Below are 13,488 nucleotides of genomic sequence, written 5' to 3' on the forward strand. Positions count from 1 at the left end.
GGCCACGTCCGGCCGTCCGCCGCTCATGCCGCGAGCCCCCCGTCGGGGTTCCCGCCCGGCCGGGGCGGCGGGCGCTCGGCGGAGCCGTGGAAGACGGCCCGGTAGGACGGGTCGCGCCACAACCGCTCGTGGCGGCCGACGGCGCGCACCGCCCCCTCCTCCAGCCACAGCACGGTGTCGGCCCGCGCCGCCGTGGAGGCGCGATGGGCGACGATCAGGCGGGTCCGGCGTCCTTCGTACCGGTCCAGGGCCCGCTGCACGCGGCGCTCGGTGGCCGTGTCCAACCCGGACGTCGCGTCGTCGAGGATCAGGAGGCGGCCCGGGCGGGCGAAGGCTCGGGCGAGCCCGAGCCGCTGGCGCTCGCCGCCCGACAGCGGCGCACGGTCCATCGGGGTGTCGTAGCCGTGGGGCAGGAGGCGGACGAAGTCGTCCGCCTCCGCGGCCCTCGCGGCCTCCCGTACCGTCGCCGGGTCCGCGGCGCCCGCCCCGAAGGCGACGGCCTCGGAGACGGTCGCACCGAACAGGGCCGGCGCGGCGAAGGCGTAGGCGACCTCCCGGCGCAGTCGCTCGGGTGGCACGTCGCGCAGGGGCACGCCGTCCAGGGCGACCGTGCCGCGGTCCGGGTCGGTCAGTCGCCCCGCCACCGCGGCCAGCACCGACTTGCCCGAACCCGACAGCCCCACCACGGCGACCGAGGTGCCGCCGGGCACGGCCAGGTCCACATCCCGCAGCAGTCGGCGCCCGTCGCGGGTGACGTCGACCCCCGTCAGTTCCAGCGCGCCCGGCCCCCCCGCGGGCAGCACCGCGCCCCGGTGCCCCGGCGCCGGCAGCGCCAGCACCGGCCCCAGACGTTCGCCGGCCGCCCGACTCCGTGCCAACGCGCCGAGCGCCCCGGTCACGGCGCCGACGCCCATCGCCAGCGCCGCGTAGCGGCTCACGGTGACCAGCTCACCGACGGTCAGCGCACCCGCCGCCAGGCGCAGGCCGCCGACCGCCAGGACCAGCGCGGCCAGGACCGGGAGCAGCACCGAACTGAGTCCGACGGCCCGCCCGTAGACGCGCCAGGTGCGATGGCCGTGGACGGCGAGCTCGCCGAGGGGAGCGGTGATCCGTGCGTGCTCGCGCCGCGCGGTCCCGGCCGCACGGACGGTGGCCGCCCCCTCCACCGCCTCCGCCAACCGGGTCGCGACCACCGCCTGGCTCCGCTGGTACTCCGCGGTGACGGCCCCGGTGTCGCGGGTGAAAGCCCGCAGCAGCAGCACCAGCGGTGGTACCCCGAGCAGGAACGCGAGCGCCGTCCAGGCGTCGGTCAGCGCGATACCGATCAGGCCGCCGACCGGCAGCAGCACGGCGCACAGCGCGCCGGCCGCGGCAACCGGCGCCCCGGCGGCGGCGGTCGCGGTGGCGGTCAGCCGTGTCGTCAGGTCCCCGGGGGAGAACTCGGCCGCTCGCCGGGGCTCGGTGCGCAGCAGCCGTTCCAGCGCGCGTTCCCGCAGCCGGCTGGTCAGCCTCGCGGAGTGGACACCGCCCAGCAGGGTGACCGCGGCGTCGAACGCGGTCTCCGCCGTGACCAGTACGGTGCACAGCGCGATCCACGTCCATGGCACCGCACCGCCGCCGAGCAGCCGATCGATCGTCAGCCCGAGGACCAGTGGCAGGGTGAGTGCGCACAGGGCGCCGGCGGTGTCGCAGACGAGCACCACCAGCGCGGGGGCCGGGCGGTGCCGGAGCAGGGCCGGCAGCAGCGCCTCCTCGCCGGGGCGGGCGGCCGGGCGGGTGCGGGCTGCGGTCTGGCGTCGGGGCACGGGCGGCCTTTCGTGCGGCGAGGGCTTGCGGTGCTGCGGGCTGCGCTCGGGCGGCCCCGGACGCGGCTGCGCTCCCGGACGGACCCTGGGGTCCGTCCGGGAGCAGCTCTCACGAGTGCCGTGGCACCGTCACGACCCGGCCGGCGCCGGGTCGCTCACCTGCCCGTCGCGGCGCGCCGGCGGCGCGGCGGGAGCAGCCCGTTCGCGGGGGCGCACCCATGCGGTGCGCCCGGGGTCACGGGGTGCAGAGGGTGACGCTGAGGGAGCTGTGCTCACAGATCAGGAGGCTGACCTGGCTCCCCTTCGAGAGCTCGCCGAAGTTCTCCTCCTCGACGGCCGGGGTCTCCATCGTCTGCAGGTCGAGCAGCGCCATAACGGTGTCCTTTCAGAGGTGCCATTCGGAATCGGTCCCGGGTCCGGGACCGGTCTGTGGGCCGCCGAGCGGCGGCAGGAAGGGCAGGTGCGAGGCGGACGGGAGCCCCGCCGCACTGCCGAGGGCGAGCAGGACGCCCGCCGTACCGGTGGAGAGGTCCATGGACAGCCGCATCAGCTGTTCACCGGGGAACGCGAGCTCGCCGCGCCAGGGCACCGCCTGTCGCCGCAGCAGCGCGAGATGGCGCGACACCGCGTCCCGCCGCTGCGCCGGGTCCCCGACCCTGGTCCGCGTCAGGTACAGCACCAGCCCCGCGACGCCGCGGTCCAGGCCCGGCTGGATGTAGAAGGCGGAGAGCGTCGCGCGCAGCAGGGCCTCGCGGGCATCGGCGAGGTCCGTGTCGTCGGGCCGGTGCACCAGGTAGTCGTCGAGCACCATGGCGATGCCGGCACTGCCCGCACCGAGGTACGGCATGGCACGGCTGCCCTCACGCACCATCAGCGCCCCGCCCTCGCCCTGGGAGTGGCAGCGGTCGAGGTCCCGCCGCAGCGCGGTGGCGGCCAGGTCGAGCAGCCGCGGCTCGCCGGTGCGTTCGTACCGGCGGACGAGCGCCAGCGCCAGCCCCGCGCCGCCGTGCAGCAGCCCGCCGCGCGGGAGGGGCCGGTCCTCCCGTACGGCGGACTCGACGGCGCCGAAGCACTGTTCGGCCGCGGCGGCGAGGACGGCCGCCTCCGGCCCGTCTCCCGCGGCGAGGTCGTCCAGGGCGAGGGCGATCCCGGCCTGGCCGCCGTGGAGCCCGGGGGCCAGCGCGGACAGCTGCTCGCCGGCCACCACCAGCGCCAGCTCGCGCGCCTGGGCGGTGTGGCCGAGCCGGTCCAGGGTCCAGGCGACCCCGGCGAGGCCGTCGTGGAAGCCGCAGGGGCTGCCGGACAGCGGTTCCTTGGATCGGGCGAGCAGCCACTCCTCCGCCTCGCGGCACCGCGGGGCGCCGACGGCCCGGAGCGCGAACAGCACCCCGGCGGCGCCGTACGCGAAGGAGAGACCACCGGCGGGGGTCGCGAACTGGGCGATGTCGCCGGGGAAGCAGCGGTCCTGCCGCTCGGGGGTGGCGGAGGCCAGCAGGGCGCGGACCATGGAGTCGCGGGCCGGTTCCCACCGGGTGAGCTCCGGCAGCTCCACCGGGGCGGTGGTCGGCGCCCCCTTCTCCACCTCGGCCACAGCGGCGGCCAGCGCGTCGCGCTGCACGGGGAACTGCCGGGTGACAGCGTCGGCCAGCCGGCGCGCGGCACCGCGGTCCAGCGCGAAGAGCGTCGTCAGCGGCAGGAAGAGGGCCAGCCGCAGACAGGCGAGGGCGTAGCGGTCCACCGAGGCGCCGCGCCGGTCGGAGGGGGCGACGAACGCGGGGTTGGCCACCACCTGGCGGCGCCGGTCGGCGGCGGGCGAGGCGGCCTCGAAGTCCAGCAGGACCACCTCCACCGGGAGTTGCGACCCGTCGGGCGCCGTCTCCGAGCGGAGCATGACGTTGGCCATGTGGAGGTCGCCGATCACGGTGCCGCGGGCGTGTATCTGTTCCACCGCGCGCTCCACCAGCGCATGGACCCGGTGCGCCCAGACGGTGTGCGCGGCCAGTTCGGAGGTGGTGGGCGCCGGTGAGGAGAGGGGGAACCGCCGGGCGAAGGCGGTGTTGAGCGGAGTGCCCTGCACGTGGTCGAGCACCAGGAAGTGGTGGCCCGCCACGGTGAAGGAGTCCCGCAGCCCGGGCACGCACGGCAGACCGCGCAGCGTCTCCAACGCCTCGCGCTCGCGGTGCAGCCGCCGTACCGCGTCGGCGCCGTCGGCGGCGAGTCCGGCGTGCGGGCGGGCCTCCTTGAGGACCACGCGCTCACCGGTGCGGGTGTCGCGAGCGGTGTAGACGCCACCGCCGTTGGAGAAGTGCAGCGCCCCCTCGACCTCGTAGGGCAGGTCGCCCAGGCCGGTGGCCTGCCGGGCGCTCAGGTGCGGCCGAAGGAACTCGGGGAGCGCCACCCACGGCGGCAGCCGCAGTCCCGGTCCTCTGGGGTCCGGCACCAGGCGGCCGTCGGGGTCGGCTATGGCCGGCACCAGCCGGCCGTCGGGCGCCGCGCAGTAGCGGGCGGCGAACGCCCCGTAGCGGACGTGGACCGGGGCGCTTCCGCACCGCAGGTCACTGAGGACGTCGGGGCCCTCCTCGTCCGCCAGTTCGCCGCACAGTTCCTCGCAGAGTTGCCGCAACTGGCGTTCGCCGTCGGGGTAGACGGTGACGAACTTCCCGCTCCCGGCGCGGTCCGCGTACTTGGCGTTGCGGCGCAACAGCAGGGTCGGGGAGGGCACGCACTTGAAGGGGACGTCGTGGGCCAGGCAGACGGCGACGACGCGTTCCAGCACGGTGGCGGCGTTGTCGAGCGTCGCGGAGACGTGGACCTTCCAACCCTGCTGCGGCAGAGAGGCGCCGGCCGGGCTCCAGGAGACCCAGTCGCCGCGTTCGGCGCGCTGCCACCGGGTGGGCAGCGGCCCGCGGGCCGCCGGATACCAGTCCGCCTCGGCTCCGCCGTCCCCCGTGGCGCCCCGTCCCCGCGGACGGTCGTAGAAGTGCGGATCGGTGCCGCAGTAAGCCCCGTACTCCGGATTCACTGAACCTCCCCGCTCGACCGTTCGATGGTTCCCCCTCGTTGGGGACATCGCAGACGGTTTCACCCCGGTCGCGCCGATGACAGTCGCCGATGTCATCAGTGCGTGATGGTCTTTCACACCTGCGGAGTGTCACGCGGGGTGTACGTGCCCGGTGTGTGAGGGCGTGCGTGCGGGGCGCGCGGGCAGGTGGTGCAACCGGTGTCGCGCATGGACCGTGCGATCGCCGTCCCCGCTGCGTCCGGCGCGTACCCGTGCTCGCTGTCAGAGGAAGCCGACGGGGCTCACCAGCTGGTCAGCAGCAGATGGTTGACCACCAGCGCGAGGGCCGCCTGCGCCGCGAGCCAGCCCCGCGCGCCCCGGAGCAGCGCGCAGACCGGCAGCAGCCACAACAGGAACGGCAGCCAGATGCGCTCCGTCTCCGCCTTGCTCATCCCCGAGAGGTCCGCGACGAGGATGGTCAGCAGCGCCCCGGCCGCAAGCACCACCAGCCGCACCGGCCCGCTCACCGGCCCGTCCCCCAGGACCGCGCCGCTCCCGGCGCCCCGCGCGCGCCACGCCACCACCCCCGCACCGCGCAGCCCCGCGACCGTCGCAGGTCCCACCACCAGCACCGCGCACGCGAGGTTGGCCCAGACCCAGTACCCATAGGGACGAACACCGCCGGCGCCCTGGTGGTACCGCTCCACCAGCAACCGGTAGGCCTCCCACCAGTCGAACCCCAGCAGCGTGAAGGCCACCGGCGCCACCGCGGTCCCCGCGAGCAGCAGCACCGTCACCGCCGGCCTGCCGCGCACGGTCCGCGCCCCCAACAGCAGCACGGCGACGCCGATCACGCCCAGCAGGACCAGGCCGTAGGAGAGGTAGCACGCCCAGCCGAACAACGCGCCGGCCGCCGCGGCCCACCACGCCGAACGCCCTGTCAGGGCCAGCGCGAGCAGCGCCACCGCCCACCCGGCCACCGCCGCGAAGTAGGCGTCGGCGGAGGTCCCCATCCACACGGCTCCCGGCACGAGCACCAGGAACGGTGCCGCGCGGCGGGCCAGTGGTTCACCCGCGAGCGCCCGCACCGCCACCAGCACCGCCGCGCACGCCGACGCCCCCACCACGATGCAGAAGGCGCCCGCCCAGCCACCGCCGTCGAGCCCCAGCCGTTCCAGCAGCACGAAGGTCAGCGTCGCCCCCGGCGGATGGCCGGCCACATGCGTCGGCCAGTTGTCGGGGCCGTCGATCAGGATGTGGTCACTGAACCCCCGCAGCGCGGCCGGCACGTCGGCGAACCGGTCGATCGCCGCCAGGTACTCGTGCCGGTTCTCCATCCGGTCGACCACCCCGGCCCGCCAGCCGTCGACCAGCGCGAGCGCCCAGGTCCAGGCCGTCGCCGCCGCCCACACCGCCAGCGGCACCGCCCACCAGCGCAGCCGCGCCGCGACCGCCGGCCCCCACAGGGCCACGGCCACGGCCAGCACCAGGGCCGGAACCGTACCGGGGCCGAGATGCGGTTCCCACACCGCCGAGAGCGGGGGCCAGTCGACATGGAGCGTGCCGTCCTCCCGCTGGATCCGGTGGCCCACGAGAACGGCGACGGCGACGAGCACGGCCGCGGCCGACGCCGCCACCAGATCACGCTTGAGGCAACGGGTCATCCGAGCACGCTAGGCCCGCCCCGCCCGCCGCCCCCGCCGCGCACGCGGACGTCAGCCGTTTGGCCCCGGGTGGCACCCCCGTTCGTGGGGTGCGGCGCACATAGCGTCACGTCATGCGCGACCTCACGCTCCCGACCTCCTCCACGTTCTGGCGCAGCCCGCTGCGCGGCCCTCGGCTCACCTCCGTCCTCGGCATCGTGCTGCTCGTCGGCATCCCCGTCATGTTCGCCACCGGTCTGCTCTCCTACGCCGCCTACAACCCCGACCTGTCGCCGGTCAACGACCAGACCCCGGACAAGGGCCTCCTCGGCGCCTACCTCTTCGCGTGGCCGACCGACCCCCACTGGCTCTACCGGCTCACCCAGGGAGTGCACGTCACCCTCGGGATCACCCTCGTCCCCGTCCTGCTCGCCAAGCTCTGGTCCGTGATCCCCAAGCTCTTCGAGGTGCCGCCCGCCCGCTCCCTGGCCCGTGCCCTGGAACGGCTGTCCCTGCTGACGCTGGTGGGCGGCGCCCTGTTCGTCTTCGCCACCGGCATCCTCAACATCCAGTTGGACTACCTGTTCCCCGGCTCCTTCTACCGGCTGCACTTCTACGGCGCCTGGGTGTTCGTCTCGGCGTTCGTCCTGCACGCTGTGCTGCGGCTGCCGGCCGCCTTCCGTGCCCTGCGCCGACGGACCGGCCCGCGCGGTGACGAGGACCGGGGCGCACGGGAGGAGGAGCTCGACGGCACGGTCGCGTCGGAGCCCGACGCACCCACCACCTCGCGCCGCGGCGCGCTGTGGTTCGTCGGCGGCGGGTCACTGCTGCTTCTCGGCACCACCGTGGGCCGCAGCTTCGACGGTCCGGTGCGCGCCACCGCCCTGCTCGCCCCGCACGGCTGGACGGACCCCGGCGACGGTCCGGGAGGGTTCCAGGTCAACAAGACCGCCGCCTCGGTCGGCGTCACCCCGGAGGAGACCGCCGACGATGTCTGGCGCCTCGCCCTCGTCGGTCCGGCGGGCACGGTGCGGCTCGGCAGGGCCGAGCTCGCGGCCCTGCCCCAGCACTCCGCCGCCCTGCCCATCGCCTGCGTCGAGGGCTGGTCCACCTCCGACCAGCAGTGGCGCGGAGTCCGACTGCGCGATCTCGCCCGGCTCGCCGGCCACGGCGACGGCCCCACCCCCGACCTTCTGGTGACCTCCCTCCAGCGGACCGGCGCCTTCCGCCGCGCCGCGCTGCGCGCCAACCAGGTCGACGACCCGCGCTCACTCCTCGCCCTCGACGTCAACGGCGCGCCGCTCACCCCGGACCACGGCTTCCCGGCCAGGGTGATCGTCCCCGCCGCGCCCGGGGTCCTCAACACCAAGTGGGTGGCTCGGATGGAGTTCCGCGACCTGTCGGCAGCACGTGGCGAGGACGACCGGTGACCCGTCGATGGAACGTCCGCGCCGCCGCCGGGAGCCCGGTGGTGCTGGTCCTGCTCGGCTGCTCCTTCGCGCTCACCGCCTACGCCGGGGTCCGGCTGCTGGAGGGCGACCGGTACCACATCCTGCTGTGGCTGGTCGGCGCCGCCCTGCTGCACGACCTCGTGCTGCTGCCGCTCTACTCGGCGGCGGACCGCGCCGCCACCCGGATGTGTTCGGCCCTCGGCCGTCGGGAGGCCGTCGTGCACGTCCGGGTGCCGGTCGCACTGTCGGGGCTGTTGCTCCTGGTGTGGTTCCCGATGATCAGCGGACGGGTGGCCGAGCGCTACGAGGGGGCGACAGGGCTGTCGGGGAGCGGCTTCGCCCAGCGCTGGCTACTCATCACGGCGGTGCTCTTCGCCGTCTCCGGCTTCGCGCTGCTGCTGCGGTTGCGCAGGGCGACGAAGCAGCGTCCCCCGACCGACCACTGAGCGACCGCCAGCCAGTCGGGGCGGGAGTGCCGCAGCAGTGCGGGCGTACCCAACCGGGCCCACGGGAAGACGGAGCCGCCGCGGGCGTCCGGGTCACGGACGAGACGGACGTCCGCGCGCTCGTCGACATCGACCGGTGCCGTCTCGGCGATCAGCAACCCGCCCGGGGCCAGCACCCGGGTCAGCCGCGTCAGCAGCGCGCCGGGGTCGCCACCGATGCCGATGTTGCCGTCGACGACGAGCGCGGTGCGCCAGCGGCCCTCTTCCGGCAGCGGTTCGAACACCGAACGCCGCAGGGCGCGCCCGCCCAGCGAGGTGGTGTGCGCGATCGCGGCGGTGCTGATGTCGATCCCCAGCGCGTCCCGGCCGCCGGCGCAGAGCGCCGCCACCAGCCGTCCGGGGCCGCAACCGACGTCCAGCACGGAGCCCTCGCAGCGCGTCAGAACCGAGCGGTCCGCCTCGTCCGGTCCGCCGCACCAGCGCTCGACGTCCAGGTGGAGCAACCACCCGTCCGTCCTCCGCAGGTACAGCGGCCCACGTCCGGCGCGCAGCGCGTCGGCATAGGGCTCGCTGGACCAGCAGCGCGTCGGGGCGGGGGGCGGGGCGGTCTCGTGGGAGGTGCTCATCGTGCGGCGCCCGCCTTCAGCCGTGCCAGTTCGGCCGCGAACCGGCCGTGAGGGGCCTGCGCGGCGACGGTCTCGGCGTCCGCGGCGTCGTCGACGTCGGTCAACGGCGGCAGGTCGCGCACGCGCAACCCGGCTTCGCGGAGTCTGTCGCGCTGCGCTCCGCCCGTGTGCGGCGTGGACATCGGCACCCCCACCAGGAGGGCCGGGTCCGGGCGTGCCAGGCCCAGCGCCCAGAAGCCGCCGTCGGTCGCGGCGCCGATCCAGGCGTCGCAGTCGTCGAAGGAGACCGTCAGCAACTCGGCGGTGACCTGCGGGGTGTCCATACCGATCAGCAGGGCGGGGCCGTCGCAGCCGGAGAAGGCGGCTGCGAGCCGCTGGTCGAGGCCGCCCGCGCACTGCGGCACCACCTCGAACCCGGCGGGCAGCCAGTCGCCGGGCGACCCGTCCAGCACCAGCACCCGCCGGTCCGCCGGGGTCCCCGCGACGACCCGGAGCGTGTCGGTGAGCGCCGCCTCGGCCAGCGAGGCGGCCTCCTCGGGGGAGAAGGGGGGTGTGAGCCGGGTCTTCACCCTCCCCGGTCGGGGTTCCTTCGCGATGACGAGGAGCGTGGTCACGGGCGGGTCCTTTCTTCCACTGCGGGCGCCGCCTGCTCGGCGAGCACCCCTCGCATGTCGCGCACGGCCTGCCAGGTCCCGCGCCAGGTGCCCGTCACCTTCGAGGCGCCGGTGCGGGGGAGGTAGGGGACGGGGTGTTCGGAGATGCGCCAACCGGCGTCCGCGGCCCTGACCACCATCTGCAGCGGGTATCCGCTGCGGCGGTCGCTGAGTTCCAGTCCCAGCAGCGCCTCGCGGCGGGCCGCCCGCAGCGGGCCGATGTCGCGGAGGACCACCCCGGTGCGCCGGCGCACCATCCGGGCGAGTGCGAGGTTCCCCGCGCGCGCGTGCAGCGGCCACGCGCCGATCGTGCGGGGGCGGCGCCGACCGAGCACCAGGTCGGCGCCGCCCCGGGAGACCTCCTCGACGAACGGCACCAGGCGGCCGGGGTCGAGTGACGCGTCGCAGTCGCAGAAGCAGACGATGTCGGCGGTGGCGGCGGTGAGTCCGGTGTGGCAGGCGGCGCCGAAGCCGCGCCGGGACTCGTGGACGACGGTCGCGCCGAGCGAGCGGGCGAGGTCGGCGGAGCCGTCGGTCGATCCGTTGTCCACGACGATCGCGCGCCACCCGGGCGGGATGCGTTCCAGGACCCAGGGCAGTGCGGCCGCCTCGTCCAGACACGGAAGGACGACGTCGGCCACCGGAGAGGTGGGGAGGCTTGCCATCCCCTCACCCTAAAGGTGCCTAACGGACAATTCTGGCAATTGCGTGAAGGGGGCTCACCGTGTGGCGTCGGTGCCGGGTGGCGGACCCGACGGCCCGTCGGGTCTCACTCGCCGCGCAGCGGGGCCGTGGCGAACTCCCGCATGCCCTCCTCGTAGGGCACCCGCGGTGACCAGCCCAGCTCCGACCGGAGACGGGATGAGTCGGCGGTGATGTGACGGACGTCCCCGAGCCGGTACTCGCCCGTGACGACCGGCCGCGGTCCGCCGAAGGCCGTCGCCAGCGCGCTCGCCGCCTCTCCCACCGTGTGCGGGTCCCCGCTGCCCGTGTTGTACGACCGCAGCCCGCCCGGACGCGGCTCGGCCAGCAGCGCCGCGACGTTCGCCTCGGCGACGTCTCGTACGTGCACGAAGTCGCGGCGCTGTCCGCCGTCCTCGAACACCCGGGGTGCCTCGCCGCGGGCCAGGGCCGAGCGGAAGAACGAGGCGACCCCCGCGTACGGCGTGTCCCTCGGCATCCGGGGGCCGTAGACGTTGTGGTAGCGCAATGAGACGGCCGACCCGCCGGTCGCCCGCGCCCAGGACGAGGCGAGGTGCTCCTGCGTCAGCTTGGTGCAGGCGTAGACGTTGCGGGGATCCACCGGCGCGTCCTCCCCGACCAGCTCGGGCGAGAGCGCCTCGCCGCACTGCGGGCACGGCGGCTCGAACCGGCCGGCGTCGAGCTCCGCCACCGACCGAGGGCCGGGGCGGACGGCGCCGTGCCGCGCGCAGCGGTAGCGGCCCTCGCCGTAGACCACCATCGAACCGGCCAGGACCAGGTGCCGTACGCCGGACTCCGCCATCGCCGCCAGCAGCACCGCCGTGCCGAGATCGTTGTGCGCCACGTAGTCGGGGGCGTCGGCGAAGCGGGTGCTGAGGCCGACCATCGCGGCCTGGTGACACACGGCCTCCACCCCGACCAGTGCCTTCGCCACCACCTCCGGGTCCCGCACGTCCTGGGCGGGGTCCGACCGGCTGTCCAGCACCACGGGCTCGCACCCGCGGGCCTCCAGCGCGTCGACCACGTGGGATCCGATGAAACCGGCACCGCCGGTGACGAGAACTCGCATTCCGCCACGCTAGGACGGCAGTTGCGGCGGCGGGACCCGGGTGGCGCGGTGCGTCGCCGCTCCCCGTCGGCCGACCGCCCGACTGCAGTAACGCCCGGCCCGACGCCCGCGCTCCCTCGGTCAGCTGTGGGCGATGACGTGCGGCGCCGGACACCGCCGGTCCGCGCGCTCGGACAGGCGGAAGAGCGGGCGCTCCGCGCCGGGCACGGCGGCCAGGCAGTCGCCGAACCCCGCCGCGTCCCGGGCGGTCTCCGGCGCAGGCCGGTAGGTCTGCCCGCTCCCGCCCGGGGGAACCGTGGCGTGGGCCGGCGTCGCCGCGACCAGTGCGGTGAGGAGCAGAGCGGTACCGAGAACCGTCGTCGACTTCATGTCCCGCTCAACGACGAGGCCCCGCCGATCGTCACGGGCCGGCGGGTCCGCGGCGCCCCCCCCGCCGGGCACGTGGTGCAACGGCCCCTCGTCGCCGTGGTAATGTGACGTTCATACAAGCCTCTCCGGCTCGAGGTCATCTCGCCGGGGAGGCTTTTCTCATGCTCCCGGCCACCCGGCCACCCGACCGCGCGAGTGGGTCGCCGCCGCACCCCGCACCCCGCACCGGAGGATTCGCGTGCCCGAGCCACCCCCGCCTGCGGCGGGCCCTGCAACCGACCACGGCGGCACCCGCGCCGGGCTGCGCACTGTCGGTGACGGCGACCGCCCGGGGCTGGAGGCCCTGTGGCAGATGTTCCGCCACGACCTCTCGGAGTTCGACCGCTCGCGACCGCTACCGGACGGCTCCTTCGGCCGGGAACGCCTGCGGGCCGCACTCGTCGAGCCCGATCGCGAGGCCCTGCTGATCGTGCACGAGGAGCGGGTAACGGGTTTCGCGCTGGTCCGAGGACTCCTCGGACCCTGCCGGGTGATGAGCGGCTTCTTCGTCGTGCGGACCGCGCGACGCACGGGCGTCGGCGCCGGCGCCGCACACCGGCTGACGGCCGCTCACCCCGGGCCCTGGGAGATCCCGTTCCAGGAGGACAACACGGCAGCGGGCCGCTTCTGGCGCCGCGTCGCGCGGCGCGCCGCGCCCGGGAGGTGGACGGAGGAACGCCGCCCGGTGCCCGGCAGGCCCGACCTGCCCCCGGACACGTGGATACGGCTGACCGTGGTCGGGTCGCCGGGTGACCGTCGGCCCTGACGGCGAAGCGCCCCGCCCCGCGCGCCGAACCGGCGAGCGGGGCGGAGCACCTCACCCGGGGTCAGACCGCCGACCATCCGTCGTCGACCGGCAGCACCGCACCGTTGACGAACGAGGCGTCGTCGGAGGCGAGGAAGACGATCGCCGCCGCCGCCTCCTCGGCCTCGCCGAGCCGACCCGAGCCGGACGCGACGAGCGGACCGACCACCCGCGGGCCGTCGGCATCCGGGCGGGGCGACACCCGCATGCCGGTCCGGACCGGCCCCGGGGCGACCGCGTTGGCGCGGACACCCCGCCCCCGGTACATCACCGCGAGGTTGCGGACCAGCCCCGCCACCCCGTGTTTCGCCGCCGTGTACGCGGCTCCAGCGGCGCCGCCCCGCAGCCCGGCCTCCGAGCCCGTGAACACCAGCACGCCCGAACCGGCGGCGAGCATGTGCGGCAGCACGGCCCGGGTGAGGAGGAACGGTGCCGTCAGGTTGACGGCGATCACCCGCTCCCACTCGGCGTCGTCCGTCTCGTGCACCGCCGACATGCGGTCCATGACGCCGGCGTTGTTGACGACCACGTCGATCCTGCCGAACTCCGCCACGGCGCGTCGCGCGACCTCATCGACGACCGAGTGCTCGATGAGGTCGCCGCACAGCCCGACGGCACGGCCCCCGGCGCTCCGCACGTCCTCCACTGTCCGCGCCGTGCCGTCGGCGTCGAGGTCCACGACCAGGACGCCGTCACCGAGCGCGGCGAAACGCAGGGCGGCGGTCCGGCCGATCCCCGACGCCGCCCCGGTGACGACGACCCCGCGCGCAGGACCCGGCCGCCCGGGGCCGGGCGACGCGCTCATGACGGCACCGCCCCGGCACGGCCGGGCGGGGTGTGCGTCGCGCGCGGTGCGGCGGGCGCGACGCGGAGCAGGGT

The 13,488-nt window shown here is 75.5% G+C and carries 12 protein-coding genes; 2 read left to right on the plus strand and 10 right to left on the minus strand.

What is annotated here, in order from left to right:
* Positions 1 to 23: 23 nt before the first annotated feature.
* The 4 genes from HCJ92_RS16200 to HCJ92_RS16215 form a co-directional block, all read right to left on the minus strand.
* A complete protein-coding gene (locus HCJ92_RS16200) occupies positions 24 to 1,805 on the minus strand; it encodes an ABC transporter ATP-binding protein (protein WP_420824725.1) in 1,782 nt (593 codons plus the stop codon).
* A gap of 235 nt (positions 1,806 to 2,040) precedes the next feature.
* On the minus strand, positions 2,041 to 2,178 hold the full coding sequence (locus HCJ92_RS16205) for a SapB/AmfS family lanthipeptide (RefSeq protein ID WP_167934310.1): 138 nt from the start codon (positions 2,176 to 2,178) through the stop codon (positions 2,041 to 2,043).
* Between the two features lie 12 nt (positions 2,179 to 2,190).
* A complete protein-coding gene (lanKC, locus tag HCJ92_RS16210; RefSeq protein ID WP_167934311.1) occupies positions 2,191 to 4,827 on the minus strand; it encodes a class III lanthionine synthetase LanKC in 2,637 nt (878 codons plus the stop codon).
* A 281-nt stretch (positions 4,828 to 5,108) separates the two neighbouring features.
* Positions 5,109 to 6,470, minus strand: a complete 1,362-nt coding sequence (locus tag HCJ92_RS16215; protein WP_167934312.1) for a hypothetical protein — start codon at positions 6,468 to 6,470, stop codon at positions 5,109 to 5,111.
* A gap of 113 nt (positions 6,471 to 6,583) precedes the next feature.
* Here HCJ92_RS16215 and HCJ92_RS16220 point away from each other — a divergent pair, with 113 nt between their 5' ends.
* The gene (locus HCJ92_RS16220; RefSeq protein ID WP_167934313.1) at positions 6,584 to 7,879 is read left to right on the plus strand and encodes a molybdopterin-dependent oxidoreductase; all 1,296 of its coding nucleotides are present in this window, start codon (positions 6,584 to 6,586) and stop codon (positions 7,877 to 7,879) included.
* Positions 7,880 to 8,201: 322 nt separating this feature from the next.
* Here HCJ92_RS16220 and HCJ92_RS16230 read toward each other — a convergent pair whose 3' ends face one another.
* The 5 genes from HCJ92_RS16230 to HCJ92_RS16250 all read right to left on the minus strand — a co-directional run bounded on the left by HCJ92_RS16230 (position 8,202) and on the right by HCJ92_RS16250 (position 11,765).
* Positions 8,202 to 8,972, minus strand: a complete 771-nt coding sequence (locus HCJ92_RS16230) for a class I SAM-dependent methyltransferase (RefSeq protein WP_167934314.1) — start codon at positions 8,970 to 8,972, stop codon at positions 8,202 to 8,204.
* Complete coding sequence (locus HCJ92_RS16235; RefSeq protein ID WP_167934315.1) at positions 8,969 to 9,586, minus strand: DUF2064 domain-containing protein; 618 nt, start codon at positions 9,584 to 9,586, stop codon at positions 8,969 to 8,971. Before HCJ92_RS16235 ends, HCJ92_RS16230 begins: the two co-directional genes overlap by 4 nt.
* Complete coding sequence (locus HCJ92_RS16240; protein ID WP_167934316.1) at positions 9,583 to 10,290, minus strand: glycosyltransferase family 2 protein; 708 nt, start codon at positions 10,288 to 10,290, stop codon at positions 9,583 to 9,585. Before HCJ92_RS16240 ends, HCJ92_RS16235 begins: the two co-directional genes overlap by 4 nt.
* A gap of 104 nt (positions 10,291 to 10,394) precedes the next feature.
* Complete coding sequence (locus HCJ92_RS16245; protein WP_167934317.1) at positions 10,395 to 11,396, minus strand: NAD-dependent epimerase/dehydratase family protein; 1,002 nt, start codon at positions 11,394 to 11,396, stop codon at positions 10,395 to 10,397.
* 120 nt (positions 11,397 to 11,516) lie between these two features.
* Positions 11,517 to 11,765 (minus strand): hypothetical protein, encoded by a 249-nt coding sequence (locus tag HCJ92_RS16250; protein WP_167934318.1) that lies wholly within the window; start codon positions 11,763 to 11,765, stop codon positions 11,517 to 11,519.
* Positions 11,766 to 12,117: 352 nt separating this feature from the next.
* On the opposite strand from HCJ92_RS16250, the gene HCJ92_RS16255 reads away from it, so the two are divergent.
* Positions 12,118 to 12,570 carry a GNAT family N-acetyltransferase gene (locus HCJ92_RS16255; protein WP_245240925.1) on the plus strand — a complete coding sequence of 151 codons (453 nt, stop codon included), beginning with the start codon at positions 12,118 to 12,120 and terminating at the stop codon, positions 12,568 to 12,570.
* A 61-nt stretch (positions 12,571 to 12,631) separates the two neighbouring features.
* Here the strand turns inward: HCJ92_RS16255 and HCJ92_RS16260 are convergent, their stop codons facing one another.
* On the minus strand, positions 12,632 to 13,414 hold the full coding sequence (locus HCJ92_RS16260; RefSeq protein WP_167934319.1) for an SDR family NAD(P)-dependent oxidoreductase: 783 nt from the start codon (positions 13,412 to 13,414) through the stop codon (positions 12,632 to 12,634).
* Between the last annotated feature and the right edge of the window lie 74 nt (positions 13,415 to 13,488).

This window comes from Streptomyces spiramenti (genome assembly GCF_012034385.1).
In the GTDB taxonomy this organism is placed as follows: domain Bacteria; phylum Actinomycetota; class Actinomycetes; order Streptomycetales; family Streptomycetaceae; genus Streptomyces; species Streptomyces spiramenti.